We start from the raw sequence: 14,791 nt of genomic DNA, 5'->3' as shown, positions 1-14,791 counted from the left end.
TATGTATCTATTGAGCTGCGCCTTATGGGAACAGGCGCAGCTTCTTCAGCTTGTCCGCTAAGCGGGGGCCGAAGCCCGGAAGCTGGCGCAGCTCGCTCTCGCTGAGCAGCCGCAGCGCCACTGCGCCGAGTGCGAAGACGGCGCAGCCTGCGAGCACGCCGAGCAGGCTCTGCGCCAGGGCCGCGGTCCGCCCGCCGCCAAAGCCGGCGGCGTCTGCCGCCCTGGCTGCGCCGTGGCTCACGGCCGCGGCGGCCAGCCCCAGGCCCGCGAGCAGCGCCGCGGGCTTCAGCAGAACATCTGCGGCGCGCAGCCGCAGATGTCCCTGCCGGTAGAGCAGCAGCACGTTCAGCGCTGCTGCGAAGAGATGTGCGGCCACGCCAGCGATGGCCGCACCGGTAATGCCCTGCTGCGGGACCAGCAGCAGGTTGAGGGCCGCCTTAAGCGCAGCGGCGGCCAGCAGGGTCAGCGCCGGCGCGCGCACGGCGCCCAGGCCTTGCAGCAGCGCGGCGGAGATGATGCTGACCGTGCCGCCCGCGGCGGTGAAGGCCAGCCAGGTCATCGCGCCGCTGCCGGCGGCGTCCCCGTACAGAGCCGTGTTCACCGGCTCTGCAAGCACGGCCAGGCCTACGGAGGCGGCCAGCCCGAGGAGCCAGAACCAGCGCAGCGACAGCGTGATGCGCGTGCGGATCAAGGCCTCATCCCGCTGGTACTTCGCTTCGGCCAGTGCCGGGATGAAGACGACCGAGAGCGAGGTCGCCAGCATCGTTACGATCTGCACGAGCGGCAGCCCGCGGTTATAGATGCCGAACTGGGCCATCGCCGCCGTCTCGCTGCTCCCGCTCCCCGCCAGCAGACGGGGAACTGTGAAGACATCGACCAGTCCGATTAACGGAACAGCCAGCGCACCAAGCATCACCGGGAGGCCATAGGCTAACAGCTCGCGGGCAGGAATGCCCTGCTTATCCCTTCGTACGGCCGATCCCGTTCTGTTCTGAAGCGGAGCTTGAGGCAGCCTGTCCTGCAAGCCCCGCCGGTGGCTGCGCCAATACAGCAGCATCACGCCGAGACCGGCGATCCCGCCCCCGGCTGGACCCAGCATCGCACCGGCAGCAATTCCTGCCGCATCTGCGCCAGCGCCCGTCAGATACAGCAGAAGCGCGATCATGACCGCCACGCGTACCGACTGCTCGACCACCTGCGACACGGCGGTCGGCATCATATTATGAAGTCCCTGGAAGTAGCCGCGCAGCGCAGCCATCAGCGGCACCACCGCCAGCCCCCAGGCGCTGCTGCGCAGCGCCGGGACAATATGGGAGCTGCCGACCCATCCCGCAATGAGCGGAGCCCCGGCGTAGACCAGAATGCCGAGCAGAAGGCCGCTGGCCGCTGTAATTCCGGCGGATAGCAGCAGGATCCGCCGCCCCTTCTGCGCGTCCTGTGCCGCCGAAGCCTCGGCCACGAACCGCGAGATGGCGGCAGGCAGCCCGAGCATCGCCACCGTAACCAGAATGGTATACAGCGGATAGACCGTATTGTAGATACCGAACGCGGCGTCACCGCCCAGATTCTGCAGCGGTATCTTCTGGAGCGTACCGATCAGTTTCGAGAAAATAGCTGCCGCGCTAAGAATAAAAGCGCCCTGCAGCAGCTTCGAGCCTTGCGAATTGGATGTCATCGTTTACCTGCTTCTACAGCCATAACTGCCATAATATAGAGCTTACTTTAACCTAAGCAAATGAATTTCTATATTATAACTTATCTAAGGGTAGAAGTGTAAATGACCATGCGTCTATTCCTTAGCTTGCCGATTCACAGCAAAAACCCGCCATTCCCTACGGTCATAATAACCTAAGGAAAAGCGGGACTCTCCAGCACCAGCTGATTACTGCTCCATTTGCTTGCCCAGGAAGGCTGCGGCTGTCTCCGCCATTTTCACTTCCATCTGGGCCATCTTGACCGAATCATCCTTATTCAGCAGCACTACGCAGCCGATGGGATCTCCTCCGGAGATAATAGGCGCTGCCACATACGTGGATAACAGCTCCGTGTGGTCCTTGCTGATGTCATAGCTGCCTGCATTGGTCTCAAGCATCGTTTTACGGCTTTCCATTACCTTTTCCAGCAGCACACCCACTTGCTTCTCCAGATAATCCTTCTTGGAGCCGCCGGCGAGCGCGATGAACGTGTCCCGGTCCGTAATCATGGTAATATGCCCTGTTCCTTCATACAGCGACTCTGCATATTCCTTGGCGAAATCGCCCAATTCACCAATCGGTGAATATTTTTTCAATATAACCTCACCATCGCGGTCAACAAAAATTTCCAGAGGATCGCCCTCACGAATCCGTAAGGTGCGTCTGATCTCTTTGGGGATAACAACTCGTCCGAGGTCATCAATACGTCTTACAATACCAGTAGCTTTCATTTCAAATGTTGCCCCGCTTTCCTTAAGAAGTATGGTCCAACTACTGTCCATTATGGGAATGGTTAATCCCGGTGATTTATCGTAATATCTGACCATAGTATTCATCTCTTCCCAGTTCCTTATACATCCGTCAGCCCGCATATAATTGTTCATGGAGAATGAGAACGCCCCGGCCCGGCATCCTTCCAGTTATGATCACAAATAGTCATTTCTATACCGCCGCAGTATTTTCCCCATTTTGTTCTATTGTGGCAAAAAAAACCGCCCGGATGCATGGCGCATCAGGCGGCTTGTCCAGCCTATATTTATTTAGCGGCTTCTGTAGCAGCCGGTGTATCTGTAGCGGCTGGCGTGTCACTACCCGCAGCCGGAGCCGGTGTAGCTGTGGCTCCCGCGCTGCCTGCAGCAGCTGAGCTCTTCGGCAGATTGATTTTAATCTCCAGACTGTCCAGTTCCTTCTCCAGGAAGGTCTCCAGGCTGGCAGAAGCGGCAGAGTTCTTCACAGCCTTCAGCTGGTCGGCAGTCAGCGTATCAAAGGTGGTGTCCTTGCGGGCTTCCACCTTGATAATGTGATATCCGTAGGTAGACTTGACCGGCTCACTAATCGTATTCAGCGGAAGACTATGGGCTGCAGCCTTGAACTCTGCTACATAATCTACCAGTGCCTTGTCCTTGTATTCACCGCCGGTTTCCTTCGTGCCGGTATCATCGGAGTATTCCTTGGCCACAGCTGCAAAGTCCGCCCCGCCATCCAGCTTCGCCTTCACTTCCTGGGCGCGCTTCAGCGCATCGGCATCCGTCCGCTCTTTGCCGGCGCTATCGGTCAGGCCAACCAGGACATGGCGCAGAGTAGCCACACTATAATCAGCCTTGGTGGCTTCATAATGGGTCTTGACCTGCTCGTCCGTTAATTTCAGCAGCATGTCCTGATATACGGTAAGTACGCGCTGCATATAGGAACGCAGGTCCGACTCGCTCAGATCCTGTTCCTTTAGCGTGCTCTTGTACTTATCGCCCAGCGCAGTCTTGATAGAGCCGATCTGAGTATCGACTTCTTTCTCCGCAGCCTTCTTCGCTTCATCCGAGGCCTTGTCCGCCAAGTATTCGAACGCGACCTCCTGCTTCAGGATGGACTCCTTGAACATATCAATCTCCAGATACTGCGCCTGCTCGGGGGACAGGAATTTCATTACGCGGGTATCCAGATTGAATTCCTTCTGGGTAATGGTGCCGCCCTTATACGTCGCCACCGCAGTATCATCACTTTTATTGCTGCAGGCAGCAAGCATGGAGAAGGACAGGGCTGCGGTCAGCGAGACCACCAGTACCTTCCAGGATTTTTTATTTAACGACATTGTGTAATTCTCCCTTCGATTTTAAAGACTGTTTGGCTGCCGCGAGGAATTGCTCCAGCACATCCAGCAGCTCCTTGTCACCTAAATCCTTCGCTTTGATCCGGATCGTTGCCTTGGCATCCTTATCAAATTGTACACGCCTTTCGAAGCTATTACCAACTTTGGCGAGCTTTGCCGTATCAAACGCCCCCAGGCTGCCCTCGTGGAAATTAAGCAGGGCATCATCCCCGCGCCGGACCATGGATTCCATGCCGTAGAGCTTGCCATACACCTTCAACCGGGCCACAGAGAGCAGATTAATAACGGCTTCCGGCAATTCGCCGAACCGGTCCAGCAGCTCATCCTCAAGCTCGGAGGCATCTTCGAAGGAAGCCACAGCAGCAACCTTTTTATAGATTTCTATTTTTTGGATACTGTCGTAAATATACTCGGAAGGAAGATACGCGTCAATCGACAAATCAATGACCGTATTCCCCTGCTTCAGCGAAGTATCCTCCTCGCCAAGCACACTCACCTTGCGTTTGCGGATTTCCTCCGCCAGCATTTGCGAATACAGGTCGAAGCCGACCGAGGCAATGAAGCCGTGCTGCTCCGCCCCCAGCAGATTGCCTGCTCCCCGGATGGAGAGATCGCGCATAGCAATTTTGAAGCCTGACCCGAGCTCGGTGAATTCCTTGATGGACTGCAGGCGCTTCTCAGCCACCTCTGTCAGCACCTTATCGCGCTGGTAGGTGAAGTAGGCATAAGCAATCCGGTTGGAACGGCCGACGCGTCCGCGCAGCTGATAGAGCTGGGACAGGCCCATTTTGTCAGCATCATGAACAATCAGTGTATTTACATTGGGAATATCGACACCGGTCTCTATAATACTGGTGCTGACCAGCACATCATACTCTCCGTCCAGGAAGTCGAGAATCGTCTTCTCAAGCTCCGATTCCGACATCTGTCCATGCCCGATACCCACTCTTGCCTCCGGCACCAGCATGGAGATCTGCGCCGCCATTTCCTGAATCCCCTGTACACGGTTGTACAGATAGTAGACCTGCCCGCCACGGGCCAGCTCGCGCTCCACTGCTTCCCGGGTCAGCGTCTGGCTATGCTCCACCACATACGTCTGTACGGGAAAGCGGTTCTCCGGTGGTGTCTCAATAACTGACAAGTCGCGCACCCCGAGCATCGACATATGCAGCGTGCGGGGAATCGGTGTGGCTGTCAGAGTCAATACATCGACATTGGTCTTCAGCCGCTTCAGCTTCTCCTTGTGGGTCACGCCGAAACGCTGCTCTTCATCGACAATCAGAAGGCCGAGGTCCTTGAAGACCAGATCCTGTGACAGCAGCCGGTGTGTGCCGATAATAACATCCACTGTCCCCTGGCGTACTCCCTTGATCGTCTCATTCTGCTCCTTGCGGCTGCGGAACCGGCTCAATACCTGAATATTCAGCGGATAATTGGCGAAGCGCTCACGGAAGGTCTCGTAGTGCTGCTGCGCCAGAATCGTCGTCGGCACGAGCACAGCCACCTGCTTGCCCTCTATAGCAGATTTAAAAGCAGCCCGGATCGCCACCTCTGTCTTGCCATAGCCTACATCGCCGCAGAGCAGCCGGTCCATCGGACGGTTCTGCTCCATATCCTTCTTGATCTCTTCGATCGCCCGCAGTTGGTCACGGGTCTCCTCATAAGGGAACATCTCTTCGAATTCGCGCTGCTCCTGCGTATCCTTCTCGAAGCCATAGCCAAGCGCGCTCTGGCGCTCTGCGTACAGCTTGATCAGATCATCGGCGATATCCTGAACCGAGCTCCGCACCTTGCTGGTAACCCGGGTCCATTCATTGCCGCCCAGCTTATAGACCTTCGGCTCCTTATCTTCCGAGCCGACATATTTCTGAATCAGGTCAATCTGTTCAATCGGAACAGAGAGCTTGTCGCCTCCTGCATAGAGGATGTGCATATAGTCGCGGTGAATACCGCTGACCTCAAGCGTCCCGATGCCCATATATTTACCGATCCCGTGATTCTGGTGAACCACATAATCCCCGATCTTCAGCTCGGTATAGCTCTTAATCCGTTCGGCATTATCAATGCCCTTCGAGACCTTCCGCGCCTTGCGCTGCTTCTGCGAGAACATCTCACCCTCAGTGATCACTGCGAGATGAATCGAAGGAAGCTCGAAGCCGGAGCCCAGGTTGCCCTGCAGGATCGTCGGCTCCTCAATGCCATAGTCATCCAGTACCCGGCGGATACGCTCCATCCGCTCCTCGCCGTTCGCCAGCATGATCACCTTCACGCCGGACTTGTGCCAACGCTCCATCTCGGATTTCAGCACATTCATCTGGCCATGGAAGTCCTGCATTCCGCGGCTGATGAAGCCTAAGATATTCTGTGGCTGAATATGTGGAACCTGACGCAGAAATATCGACATAAACAGGCTCTGGAACGGACGCTGGTACATAATAACCTCGCTGTCGACAGAGAGCTGAAGCTCAGGCAGCGTCTTGCCGTTCTGCAGCAAGTGCAGATTCCATTCCGACTCATCCCGCTCCAGCTGCTTGGCGGTCTCCAGAAGTCTGGCCGGCTCATCCAGGACAAGCAAGGTATCCTGAGCCATATAATCATACAGATGAATACGTTCAGGGTAGAGCAGACTGATATATTTATAGACTTCCGGGAAATAGGTACCCTGCCGCAGCATCTCCAGCTCCCGGCCCATCTCCTCACGCAGACGCAGCTTGGCCTGACGGTCACTCATCTTCTCAAGCTGCCGCTCCAGCATTGCAGACGCAGCGGTAGAAGCCGCATCCTGGCGGAGCTGATCGAATATAATCTCCTTGGCCGGTGTAATCTTCACACTGCGGACCTTATCGATGGAGCGCTGATCCATAGGGTCGAAGGTACGGATGGAGTCTACTTCATCATCAAACAGCTCCACCCGGTAAGCCAGTGGAGAGGTCATGGGATAGAAGTCGATAATACCGCCGCGTACACTAAGCTCACCGCGGTTCTCTACCCGCTCCACCCGCTCATAGCCCATCTCAATCATGGACATGAGGAAGTCATCCAGTGGCAAGGTTCCGTCCTGCGAAACCGTAAGCTGGGCTTCAGCCATGACATGCGGAGCGGGGAGCAGCCTCCGAACGCCGGAGTAGGGAACAACTACAATTCCCCGGAAGCCCTGGGCGCAGCGCGTCAGTACATCAATCCGCTGAGCCAGCGTCTCCGGGCTTGAGACAGCGGCCTCAGCCGCCACCAGCTCATTGGCCGGATAGAGCAGCACCCGCTCCGGGGAAAGCGCTTCCTGCAAATCATCAGCCATCTTCTGGGCTGAGAACATATTATGGGTCACAACCAAGAGCGGACGCTGCGTCTCCTCATGCAGGGCAGCCAGCATGATTTGTCTGGCCGAGCCGGACAGACCGGAGATAAGCTGTTCCTTCATCCCTGCTGCGATGCCACGGGTGACAGACTGGAAATCAGTATCCTTGGAAAAAGCTTCTATAAGACCTTGTAACAACAGGTGCACCTCTCTTACTAAACAGGCTGACAGCGGCAATGCAGCTGTCACCTATTATAATTGGAATCGAAAACAAGCCTCAGCGGATAAGGCCAAGGCTTGCGGATGACGATAGAGACAGGCGCTTCCACCTTACTGAAGCGGACTGGCCAGCAGGCTGAGCTCGGGGTTGTTATCCAGCGCCTGCTTGCAGTAATCGCAGGTCACCTTCACCGTAATCTCGCCTTCTGAATCATACGCTATTATATCTCTGCGCTCCGCAGGGGTCAAGGATTGCAGCCCCAGCTGCATCTCTGTAATATCGCTTCTGCCAATGCTTCCCAAGAACGTCCGGCAGTGCCTGCATACATAGTGTATTGCCATCTATATGCCTCCTGAAGGTAGTATATACCTTCAGTATGCCCCGCCCGGGAGGGCTTTAGCCGCAGGGTCCTGAACCCTATACCTTGTATTTCATCCGTTAAATTTGGCCATGGTCTGTTCAAAGGTATGCTGCAGGCTGAATTCCACAGCATCGCAAGTATCACTTATCATGCTCTCAAGCCTTGCTCCATCCTTCTTGGCGAAGGTAGATAGTACGTAGTCAACTATAGCAAAGCCCGGCTCCGGACGGGATATGCCCATCCGCACCCGGTTGAAGCTCTGGGTGCCCGTATGCTGAATGATGGACTTGATGCCATTGTGCCCGCCGGCACTGCCTTGATATCGCAGCCTGATCTTTCCCAGCTCCGTATCCAGGTCATCATAGACCACAATCATATCTTCCAGCTGGACCTTATAATAATCCATATAAGCCCGTACCGCTTCCCCGGACAGATTCATGAAGGTCATCGGCTTGATCAGCACCGTCTTCACACCGCCGATCATCCCTTCACCGATTACCGATTTGCATTTATTCTGGTTAAAGGCAATTCCATGTCTGGACGCAAGCTCATCGAGGGCCATGAAGCCGACATTATGCTTGGTCTTCGCGTATTGCGTTCCGGGATTCCCGAGTCCAACAATCCATTTCATATTTAAGGTTTTTCCTTTCCGCCCGGTACTCTCAGCAGAAGAGTTCCGTTTTTGGTACAATAAGTTTATACTCCGGAGACAGGTGATGAACATGCCACATCAGGGCGATATCTTAACACTGCAGCGCCATTTCCAGTACCATATTCAATATGCTGTGCCTGTTGAAGTCTATAGGGGGAACGCGCACGTAGACATCGGTGTGATTACAGCGGTGGACGAAGGCTTCGTAGAGCTGCAAGGTACGCTGTACAACCGCAGCCTCTTCACCTTCATCTCCCGTCCGGGATATTGAAGCTTATACGAGCCTTTAGTCCCTGCCGCTGCATCACGCCGATAAGGGTTACATCTTCCGCTTGACGAAAGGTGTAACCCTTTTTCTGCTGATCTGCCTGCGGCCTATTCGATTTCGAACAGCTTACTGATCGACAGCTCTTCATGCACGCGAATGATAGCTTCGCCCATAAGCGGGGCTACGGACAGTACCTTGAGCTTGGAGGTCGGGTTGCTGCTGCGAATTGGAATGGTATCCGTCACGATAATTTCTTTGATCGGAGAGTTTTCCAGACGTTCATGCGCCGGACCGGATAATACAGGATGCGTACAGCAGGCGTAGACTTCTTTCACGCCGCCTTCCATCAGGGCATTGGCTCCAAGAACGATCGTTCCTGCCGTATCGATGATATCATCGATCAGGATCGCCGTTTTGCCTTCAATATTACCAATAATGTTCATAACCTCACTGACGTTCGGTTCAGGACGGCGCTTGTCGATAATCGCCAGCGGAGCGTTAAGGAAGTCAGCCAGCTTTCTGGCACGCACCACGCCCCCATGGTCAGGAGAGACGACCACCGGGTTCTGAATTTGCTTCGAACGGAAATATTGAGCCAGAATCGGAACACCCAGCAGATGATCCACAGGAATGTCGAAGAAGCCTTGAATCTGCATCGCATGAAGGTCCATAGTAATGACGCGATGTGCACCCGCCTTCTCAATCAGGTTCGCTACCAGCTTGGCCGTAATCGGATCACGGGAACGGGCCTTACGGTCTTGACGGGCATACCCGTAGTAAGGAATCACGACATTGATGCTCTTCGCGGAGGCACGCTTAAGCGCATCTACCATCACCAGAAGCTCCATCAGATTGTCGTTCACCGGTCCGCAGGTGGACTGTACGATATAGACATGACAGCCCCGGACACTCTCCGACAGCTTAACCTGAATCTCTCCGTCACTGAAGCTGGTCGTATGGGACTCGCCCATCGGAATGCCGATATAATCAGCAATCTGGCTGGCCAGCTTAGGATTGGAGTTGCAGGTGAAAATCTTGAGTTTGGAATCACAATAAGTCATAAAATATAAACCCTCCGTGACGGAATTTAACTGGCCAAAGCACCGGCGCGGATGTGCAAGAAGTCCGTCCGGCGCTCTAAGCCTACAGCTGCTTTCTGCTTACACGCTTTACGATGGACTATGCTGGTCTTTCTTCGCCTTGGCCCGGGAGCGGATCTTCTCTGCATAACCCGGCTTATTCTCCTGCCTTGCTCTGGCAATCGCCAGATCGTTCTCCGAAACCGGACGCGTAATCGTGGAACCGGCGACAATGAATGCGCCCTTGCCCACTGTAACCGGAGCAACAAGGTTCACGTTGCTGCCGATAAAGGCATCATCGCCAATCTCGGTTCTGAACTTATTATAGCCGTCATAATTAACGGTGATTGCGCCGCAGCCGATATTGACATTCTTACCGACCTCAGCATCACCGACATAGCTTAAATGAGATACCTTGGAGCCGTCGCCGATTGTAGCATTCTTGATCTCTACGAAGTCGCCGACCTTAACACCCTCACCCAGAACGGTGCCGGGACGTAAATACGCAAAAGGCCCAACGGAAGCCCGTGTGCCGACCTGAGCCTGATTCAGCACGGAATGCTTCACAGCCGCTCCGTCCATAATCACGCAGTCTTCAATTTCACTTGCCGGACCAATCACACAATCTTCGCCGATTACTGTCTTGCCCTTGAGTACCGTGCCCGGATACAGCACAGTATCTGCTCCAATGACAACATCTGCTCCGATGTAGGTTGAAGCCGGATCGATGATAGTGACTCCGCCGAGCATATGCCCCCGGTTGATACGCTGACGCATATAGCCTTCGGCTTCAGACAACGCCAGTCGGTCATTCACACCAATGGACTCTGCTGCGTCATGGGCCTGATAGCCCAGAACGATATCGCCCTGCGCCCGGAGTATGCCGATAACATCCGTCAAATAATATTCCTGCTGGTTGTTGGTATTCGTAACCTTCTCGAGAGCAGCAAAGAGCTTCGCGTTATCAAAACAATACGTCCCTGTATTAATCTCGTTAACCGCAGCTTCACTCTCTGTGCAATCCTTCTGTTCCACAATCTTCAGCACTCCGCCGTCTTCGCCGCGGATAATCCGTCCATATCCGGCAGGCTGCTCCATAACAGCAGTAAGGACAGTTGCAGCAGCATTCTGCGCTTCATGCAGCGCCATCATGCCTTCGAGTGTCTCGCTCATGACAAGCGGCGTATCTGCGCAGATGACAATGGTGGTTCCTTCTTCGCTGCCCAGAAGATCCTTGGCCTGCTTGACGGCATGGCCGGTTCCAAGCTGGACATCCTGCAGCACATATTCGGCATTCTCGCCTAAGTATGCCTTCACCTTCTCGGCGCCGTGGCCTACAACAACTACATTATGCTGGCATCCGGTCGCCTTCACTGTATCAAGCACGTGCCCTACCATCGGTTTACCGCAGACAGGGTGCAGTACCTTGTATAATTTAGATTTCATGCGCTTGCCTTGGCCTGCAGCAAGTACAACAGCCATTCTTTTCAAGAATGCCAACCTCCCACTTCTTGAACTCACTACTGAATATATCTCATTCCGGGCAAAAAGAAAAGAGAACCATGCAGGCATGGTTCCCTTTTCTTCGAACCCCAATAAAATCCCCCCACAATGTGGGGCTTTGGCTCCGAGGCTGACCCAGGTACTCTGCGGGGACCCCGAAACATATAAAACGGTATGGCCTATTGCCGCCCTGGGGAGGCAGCAACTCTCAGAGAGTCAGCGGTTCACCGCTTAAGCTCCCTCTTCAATAACTTCCTCTTCTTCCGTAGCGGCACGTTCGTACTCGGCCAGAACCGCAGATTGAATCTTCTCGCGCGTTCCCGAAGAAATCGGGTGTGCGATATCGCGGAATTCTCCGTCAGGTGTACGCTTGCTGGGCATTGCAACAAACATCCCGTTATTCCCGTCGATGACGCGAATGTCATGAACAACAAACTCGTTATCGATTGTAATGGATGCGATTGCTTTCATTCTCCCCTCAGAGTTGACGCGGCGGAGTCTGACATCCGTAATTTGCATGTGTGTGTTCACCACCTTTTTCCATCAGAGACTTGGTGTATAATTCCACACAGCAAAGCGAATTCCTTCTTTTTCATTCCAAATAATGCCTGATTAAGAAGATTATTTTTGCAGAATCGTCGATTTCGACAGATTTCGTGCAGTTATCTTAAGAATCCTCATAAATTCGACATTATGCCCGTCTTTTCAGAACCGGCAGTATCCCTCGTTCAGGAGGAGAAATAGTTGCCCGGAAACGCCGAAATACGCCGCACCTTGGAGTCCACCTCTGTCAGCTTCACCAGCGACACGTAGTCATGCAGCAGGCGTTCTTCATTCTCCACGTCGCCGGACTCTACGAGTACGCCCACACCTGCGACCTCTGCATTGAACTCACCCAACAGATCGACCATTCCGCGTACGGTGCCGCCAGCCTTCATGAAGTCATCGACAATCAGCACCCGGGATTTCTCGCGCAGTGCCCGTCTGGACAGGGACATCGTATGGATGCTCTTATGGGAGCCCGATACATAGTTGATGCTTACAGCCGAGCCCTCCGTTACCTGATGGTCACGGCGGACCAGCACGACCGGCAGCCCCAGCTGCGCAGCCGTTGCGTACGCCAGCGGAATCCCCTTGGTCTCCACCGTCATGACGACATCAATCTCCACGCCGTAGAAGGCGGTGGCAATGATCTTGCCGGCCTGCTCCATCAGGGACGGGAGGCCGAGCAGATCCGACATATACAGATAACCGCCGGGCAGTATCCGGTCGCTCTGCTCAAGCTGCCCGCACAGACGGTTCACGAAGGCAAGCGCCATATCCATAGGCATACGCGGAATATAACGCACTCCGCCCGCTGCCCCGGCCAGTGTCTGCAGCTCGCCCATTCCTTCGCCTTCAAATACCTCTTTTATAATAGCCAGGTCCTCGCTGACCGATGACTTCGCCGCACCGTACCGCTCTGCAAAAGTGGACAGAGGCAGCAGATCGTGCGGCTTCTCCAGTAAAAATTGGGTCATGTCAACTAACCGTTGGCTTCGTTTAAGTTTTTTCACGGAATGCTCCTCGCCTTATAAGCTGAATTTAAGAATAATGCATGCTTGATTCTTAAATTCACTTTATACAAAACCGAATATTACTATGAATAATATCATTATTGTACGGATTTGCACAAGCGGAAACCGCTTTGCCTCCGTTATCAGAGGATGGTCCCGCTCCGCTTAGCTCAGGGAACGCACTGCATAGACTTCCTTGCAGAATCCGCGCAGCCCGTTATAGATTCTCGCCACCTTGGAGTGCTTGGAGACAAGGCCAAATACGGTCGGACCGCTCCCCGACATCAGCACGCCGTCCGCCCCCAGCTTCAGCATCGCTTCCTTGAGCTGCTGCACCTCAGGGTGCAGCTTCAGCGTCACATCCTCCAGCACGTTGCCAAGGCCCTCACAGACGGCTGAGAAGTCACCGGCCTCCAGAGCCTGCTGCATGCGGAGCGCGGACGGATGCACCGCTATGTTGCCGGCGCGTACGCGTCCGTATACCTCAGCCGTCGATACATTGATCGGCGGCTTCGCCAGGATGACCCACATTTGCGGAGGATTCGCGATTTGGGTCAGCCGTTCGCCCCTGCCCGTAGCCAGGGCAGTGCCTCCTGTGACGCAGAACGGGACGTCTGAGCCCAGCTCAGCGCCCAGCTCCTGCAGCTCCTGCACCGGGATGCCCAGGCGCCAGAGCCGGTTCAGGCCGCGCAGCGTAGCCGCGGCATCGCTGCTGCCGCCGGCGAGGCCGGCAGCGACCGGAATTCTTTTGTCCAGATGGATATGTACTCCGCTTCTGACGTTATACCGGTCCTTGATCAGCCTTGCCGCCTGGAAGGCCAGATTCTTCTCATCCAGCGGGATATATCCGGCCTGGCTTGAGATAATAATCGAATCCCGCTTCAGCTCCGACAGCTCCAGACGGTCCGCCAGATCGACCATTGTCATTATCATTTCCACTTCATGAAATCCGTCAGCCCGCTTATGCAGCACATCCAGCATCAGATTAATTTTTGCCGGTGCCTTCTCATACATTTTCAAGGCGTTCACCCACCCTCAGCTTTTCCCGTACAAAACAACTTAACATATTATATGAGAAACTGACAGTGAAGTCCATTAAATAAACATCCGGTTCTATGAAGCAGAAAAGGTACCGCCCGCAGGCGATACCCGGTGCGGCATAACACCGCTATAGCCGCTTACAATTTCCGCGCAGCAGCCTGCTCTGCCAGCTGAATCGCCCGTTTCACCATATTCCCGGCGTCGACTGCCCGGATTCCGCCCCAGCCCTCCTGCTCAACCGTTTCGTAGAACCCAAGCTCCTTGGCCAGCTCCGTCTTCAATTCCTCCGACATCATGCTTCGTCTTCTGCGGCTCATTACGAATTCCTCCCTTGTATGCTGCTCTATGATGAACGTACTGCCTATGTAGTATGCAGCCGGGAGGCCAGTGTCATGCAGCATAATTCAGTAAGACCCCTACATGCAAAATAACCCCACAAAGTGGGGCTTTAGCGTAGGTGTTGACTCAGGTACTTTGCGGGGACACCAAAACATAAAAATTCTATCAAAAAACAGCCCCCCCGCAGGGAGACTGTCATGACGCTAAGCTTTGATATACATAATCCGCATCTGCCCATCGTCTTCGGTAACTGTGATTTCCACAGATTCAGTAAGTATATCGGCATAGCTATAGGAGACACGCTTGAATGTCTGCTGCTCCTGATCGAGTTTGACAATAAATACAGAAGGGTACGTTTCTTCCAGGACACCGGTGCGTTCAACGGTCTTCCGACGGCCACCGTTAGCCCGCAACGTGATCTTATGACCGACGTGAGCTTCAAGACTGCGTTTAATTTCTAACAGCGCGTTATTAGCCATTACCTGACGACCACCTCTTTCCTTGTCCATTATACAACCTCTATAACCACTTGTCAAATTAAATAAATAATTATAGATGATGAGAAAAAAGTTGTCAACGGAATTTTTTTAGACGGGGATATTCCTGACTTAAGCACCTTGTTATCAGTAATGATGACTGGCTGCTCCCTAACCCATCTTGTGTCCTAAGCGGCTTCCGT

Annotated in this window: 14 protein-coding genes; 1 reads left to right on the top strand and 13 read right to left on the bottom strand. The window is 54.2% G+C overall.

The window, feature by feature from the left end:
* Nucleotides 1-22: 22 nt before the first annotated feature.
* From NST69_RS31670 to pth, 6 genes are all read right to left on the bottom strand, one after another.
* Nucleotides 23-1,675: a polysaccharide biosynthesis protein gene (locus NST69_RS31670; RefSeq protein WP_342548050.1), complete on the bottom strand. Its 1,653-nt coding sequence runs from the start codon at nucleotides 1,673-1,675 to the stop codon at nucleotides 23-25.
* A gap of 207 nt (nucleotides 1,676-1,882) precedes the next feature.
* On the bottom strand, nucleotides 1,883-2,425 hold the full coding sequence (spoVT, locus tag NST69_RS31665) for a stage V sporulation protein T (protein ID WP_036723994.1): 543 nt from the start codon (nucleotides 2,423-2,425) through the stop codon (nucleotides 1,883-1,885).
* Nucleotides 2,426-2,730: 305 nt separating this feature from the next.
* On the bottom strand, nucleotides 2,731-3,780 hold the full coding sequence (locus NST69_RS31660; RefSeq protein WP_342548049.1) for a peptidylprolyl isomerase: 1,050 nt from the start codon (nucleotides 3,778-3,780) through the stop codon (nucleotides 2,731-2,733).
* The gene (gene mfd / locus NST69_RS31655; RefSeq protein WP_340956914.1) at nucleotides 3,767-7,291 is read right to left on the bottom strand and encodes a transcription-repair coupling factor; all 3,525 of its coding nucleotides are present in this window, start codon (nucleotides 7,289-7,291) and stop codon (nucleotides 3,767-3,769) included. Before mfd ends, NST69_RS31660 begins: the two co-directional genes overlap by 14 nt.
* Before the next feature lie 132 nt (nucleotides 7,292-7,423).
* Entirely contained in the window at nucleotides 7,424-7,654 is a 231-nt protein-coding gene (locus NST69_RS31650) for an anti-sigma-F factor Fin family protein (RefSeq protein ID WP_036696405.1), read from the bottom strand.
* A 90-nt stretch (nucleotides 7,655-7,744) separates the two neighbouring features.
* On the bottom strand, nucleotides 7,745-8,305 hold the full coding sequence (gene pth, locus NST69_RS31645) for an aminoacyl-tRNA hydrolase (protein WP_076082772.1): 561 nt from the start codon (nucleotides 8,303-8,305) through the stop codon (nucleotides 7,745-7,747).
* A gap of 91 nt (nucleotides 8,306-8,396) precedes the next feature.
* Here pth and NST69_RS31640 point away from each other — a divergent pair, with 91 nt between their 5' ends.
* Nucleotides 8,397-8,597 (top strand): hypothetical protein, encoded by a 201-nt coding sequence (locus tag NST69_RS31640; protein ID WP_036696494.1) that lies wholly within the window; start codon nucleotides 8,397-8,399, stop codon nucleotides 8,595-8,597.
* Between the two features lie 104 nt (nucleotides 8,598-8,701).
* Here NST69_RS31640 and NST69_RS31635 read toward each other — a convergent pair whose 3' ends face one another.
* The 7 genes from NST69_RS31635 to NST69_RS31605 all read right to left on the bottom strand — a co-directional run bounded on the left by NST69_RS31635 (nucleotide 8,702) and on the right by NST69_RS31605 (nucleotide 14,591).
* Nucleotides 8,702-9,655, bottom strand: coding sequence for a ribose-phosphate diphosphokinase (locus NST69_RS31635; RefSeq protein ID WP_019914487.1), 954 nt, complete (start codon nucleotides 9,653-9,655; stop codon nucleotides 8,702-8,704).
* Between the two features lie 108 nt (nucleotides 9,656-9,763).
* The gene (glmU, locus tag NST69_RS31630) at nucleotides 9,764-11,164 is read right to left on the bottom strand and encodes a bifunctional UDP-N-acetylglucosamine diphosphorylase/glucosamine-1-phosphate N-acetyltransferase GlmU (RefSeq protein ID WP_342548048.1); all 1,401 of its coding nucleotides are present in this window, start codon (nucleotides 11,162-11,164) and stop codon (nucleotides 9,764-9,766) included.
* Nucleotides 11,165-11,407: 243 nt separating this feature from the next.
* Complete coding sequence (gene spoVG, locus NST69_RS31625) at nucleotides 11,408-11,695, bottom strand: septation regulator SpoVG (protein WP_036696395.1); 288 nt, start codon at nucleotides 11,693-11,695, stop codon at nucleotides 11,408-11,410.
* Between the two features lie 209 nt (nucleotides 11,696-11,904).
* Complete coding sequence (purR, locus tag NST69_RS31620) at nucleotides 11,905-12,732, bottom strand: pur operon repressor (protein ID WP_036723965.1); 828 nt, start codon at nucleotides 12,730-12,732, stop codon at nucleotides 11,905-11,907.
* A gap of 165 nt (nucleotides 12,733-12,897) precedes the next feature.
* Entirely contained in the window at nucleotides 12,898-13,752 is an 855-nt protein-coding gene (gene ispE / locus NST69_RS31615; protein WP_340946788.1) for a 4-(cytidine 5'-diphospho)-2-C-methyl-D-erythritol kinase, read from the bottom strand.
* A gap of 158 nt (nucleotides 13,753-13,910) precedes the next feature.
* Nucleotides 13,911-14,090 (bottom strand): small, acid-soluble spore protein, alpha/beta type, encoded by a 180-nt coding sequence (locus tag NST69_RS31610; protein ID WP_036723967.1) that lies wholly within the window; start codon nucleotides 14,088-14,090, stop codon nucleotides 13,911-13,913.
* 225 nt (nucleotides 14,091-14,315) lie between these two features.
* Nucleotides 14,316-14,591 carry a Veg family protein gene (locus NST69_RS31605; RefSeq protein ID WP_036696386.1) on the bottom strand — a complete coding sequence of 92 codons (276 nt, stop codon included), beginning with the start codon at nucleotides 14,589-14,591 and terminating at the stop codon, nucleotides 14,316-14,318.
* Between the last annotated feature and the right edge of the window lie 200 nt (nucleotides 14,592-14,791).

It is taken from the genome of Paenibacillus sp. FSL P2-0089 (genome assembly GCF_038595095.1).
In the GTDB taxonomy this organism is placed as follows: domain Bacteria; phylum Bacillota; class Bacilli; order Paenibacillales; family Paenibacillaceae; genus Paenibacillus_AQ; species Paenibacillus_AQ silagei.
Note: the sequence above shows the minus strand (reverse complement) of the source record. Positions and strands in the feature narration are given on the sequence as shown.

What these genes read in the sequence shown, in the direction of transcription:
- NST69_RS31670 (WP_342548050.1), bottom strand. Translation starts at nt 1,675, where the DNA reads ATGACATCCAATTCGCAAGGCTCGAAGCTGCTGCAGGGCGCTTTTATT.
- spoVT (WP_036723994.1), bottom strand. Translation starts at nt 2,425, where the DNA reads ATGAAAGCTACTGGTATTGTAAGACGTATTGATGACCTCGGACGAGTT.
- NST69_RS31660 (WP_342548049.1), bottom strand. Translation starts at nt 3,780, where the DNA reads ATGTCGTTAAATAAAAAATCCTGGAAGGTACTGGTGGTCTCGCTGACC.
- NST69_RS31650 (WP_036696405.1), bottom strand. Translation starts at nt 7,654, where the DNA reads ATGGCAATACACTATGTATGCAGGCACTGCCGGACGTTCTTGGGAAGC.
- pth (WP_076082772.1), bottom strand. Translation starts at nt 8,305, where the DNA reads ATGAAATGGATTGTTGGACTCGGGAATCCCGGAACGCAATACGCGAAG.
- NST69_RS31640 (WP_036696494.1), top strand. Translation starts at nt 8,397, where the DNA reads ATGCCACATCAGGGCGATATCTTAACACTGCAGCGCCATTTCCAGTAC.
- NST69_RS31635 (WP_019914487.1), bottom strand. Translation starts at nt 9,655, where the DNA reads ATGACTTATTGTGATTCCAAACTCAAGATTTTCACCTGCAACTCCAAT.
- spoVG (WP_036696395.1), bottom strand. Translation starts at nt 11,695, where the DNA reads ATGCAAATTACGGATGTCAGACTCCGCCGCGTCAACTCTGAGGGGAGA.
- NST69_RS31610 (WP_036723967.1), bottom strand. Translation starts at nt 14,090, where the DNA reads ATGAGCCGCAGAAGACGAAGCATGATGTCGGAGGAATTGAAGACGGAG.
- NST69_RS31605 (WP_036696386.1), bottom strand. Translation starts at nt 14,591, where the DNA reads ATGGCTAATAACGCGCTGTTAGAAATTAAACGCAGTCTTGAAGCTCAC.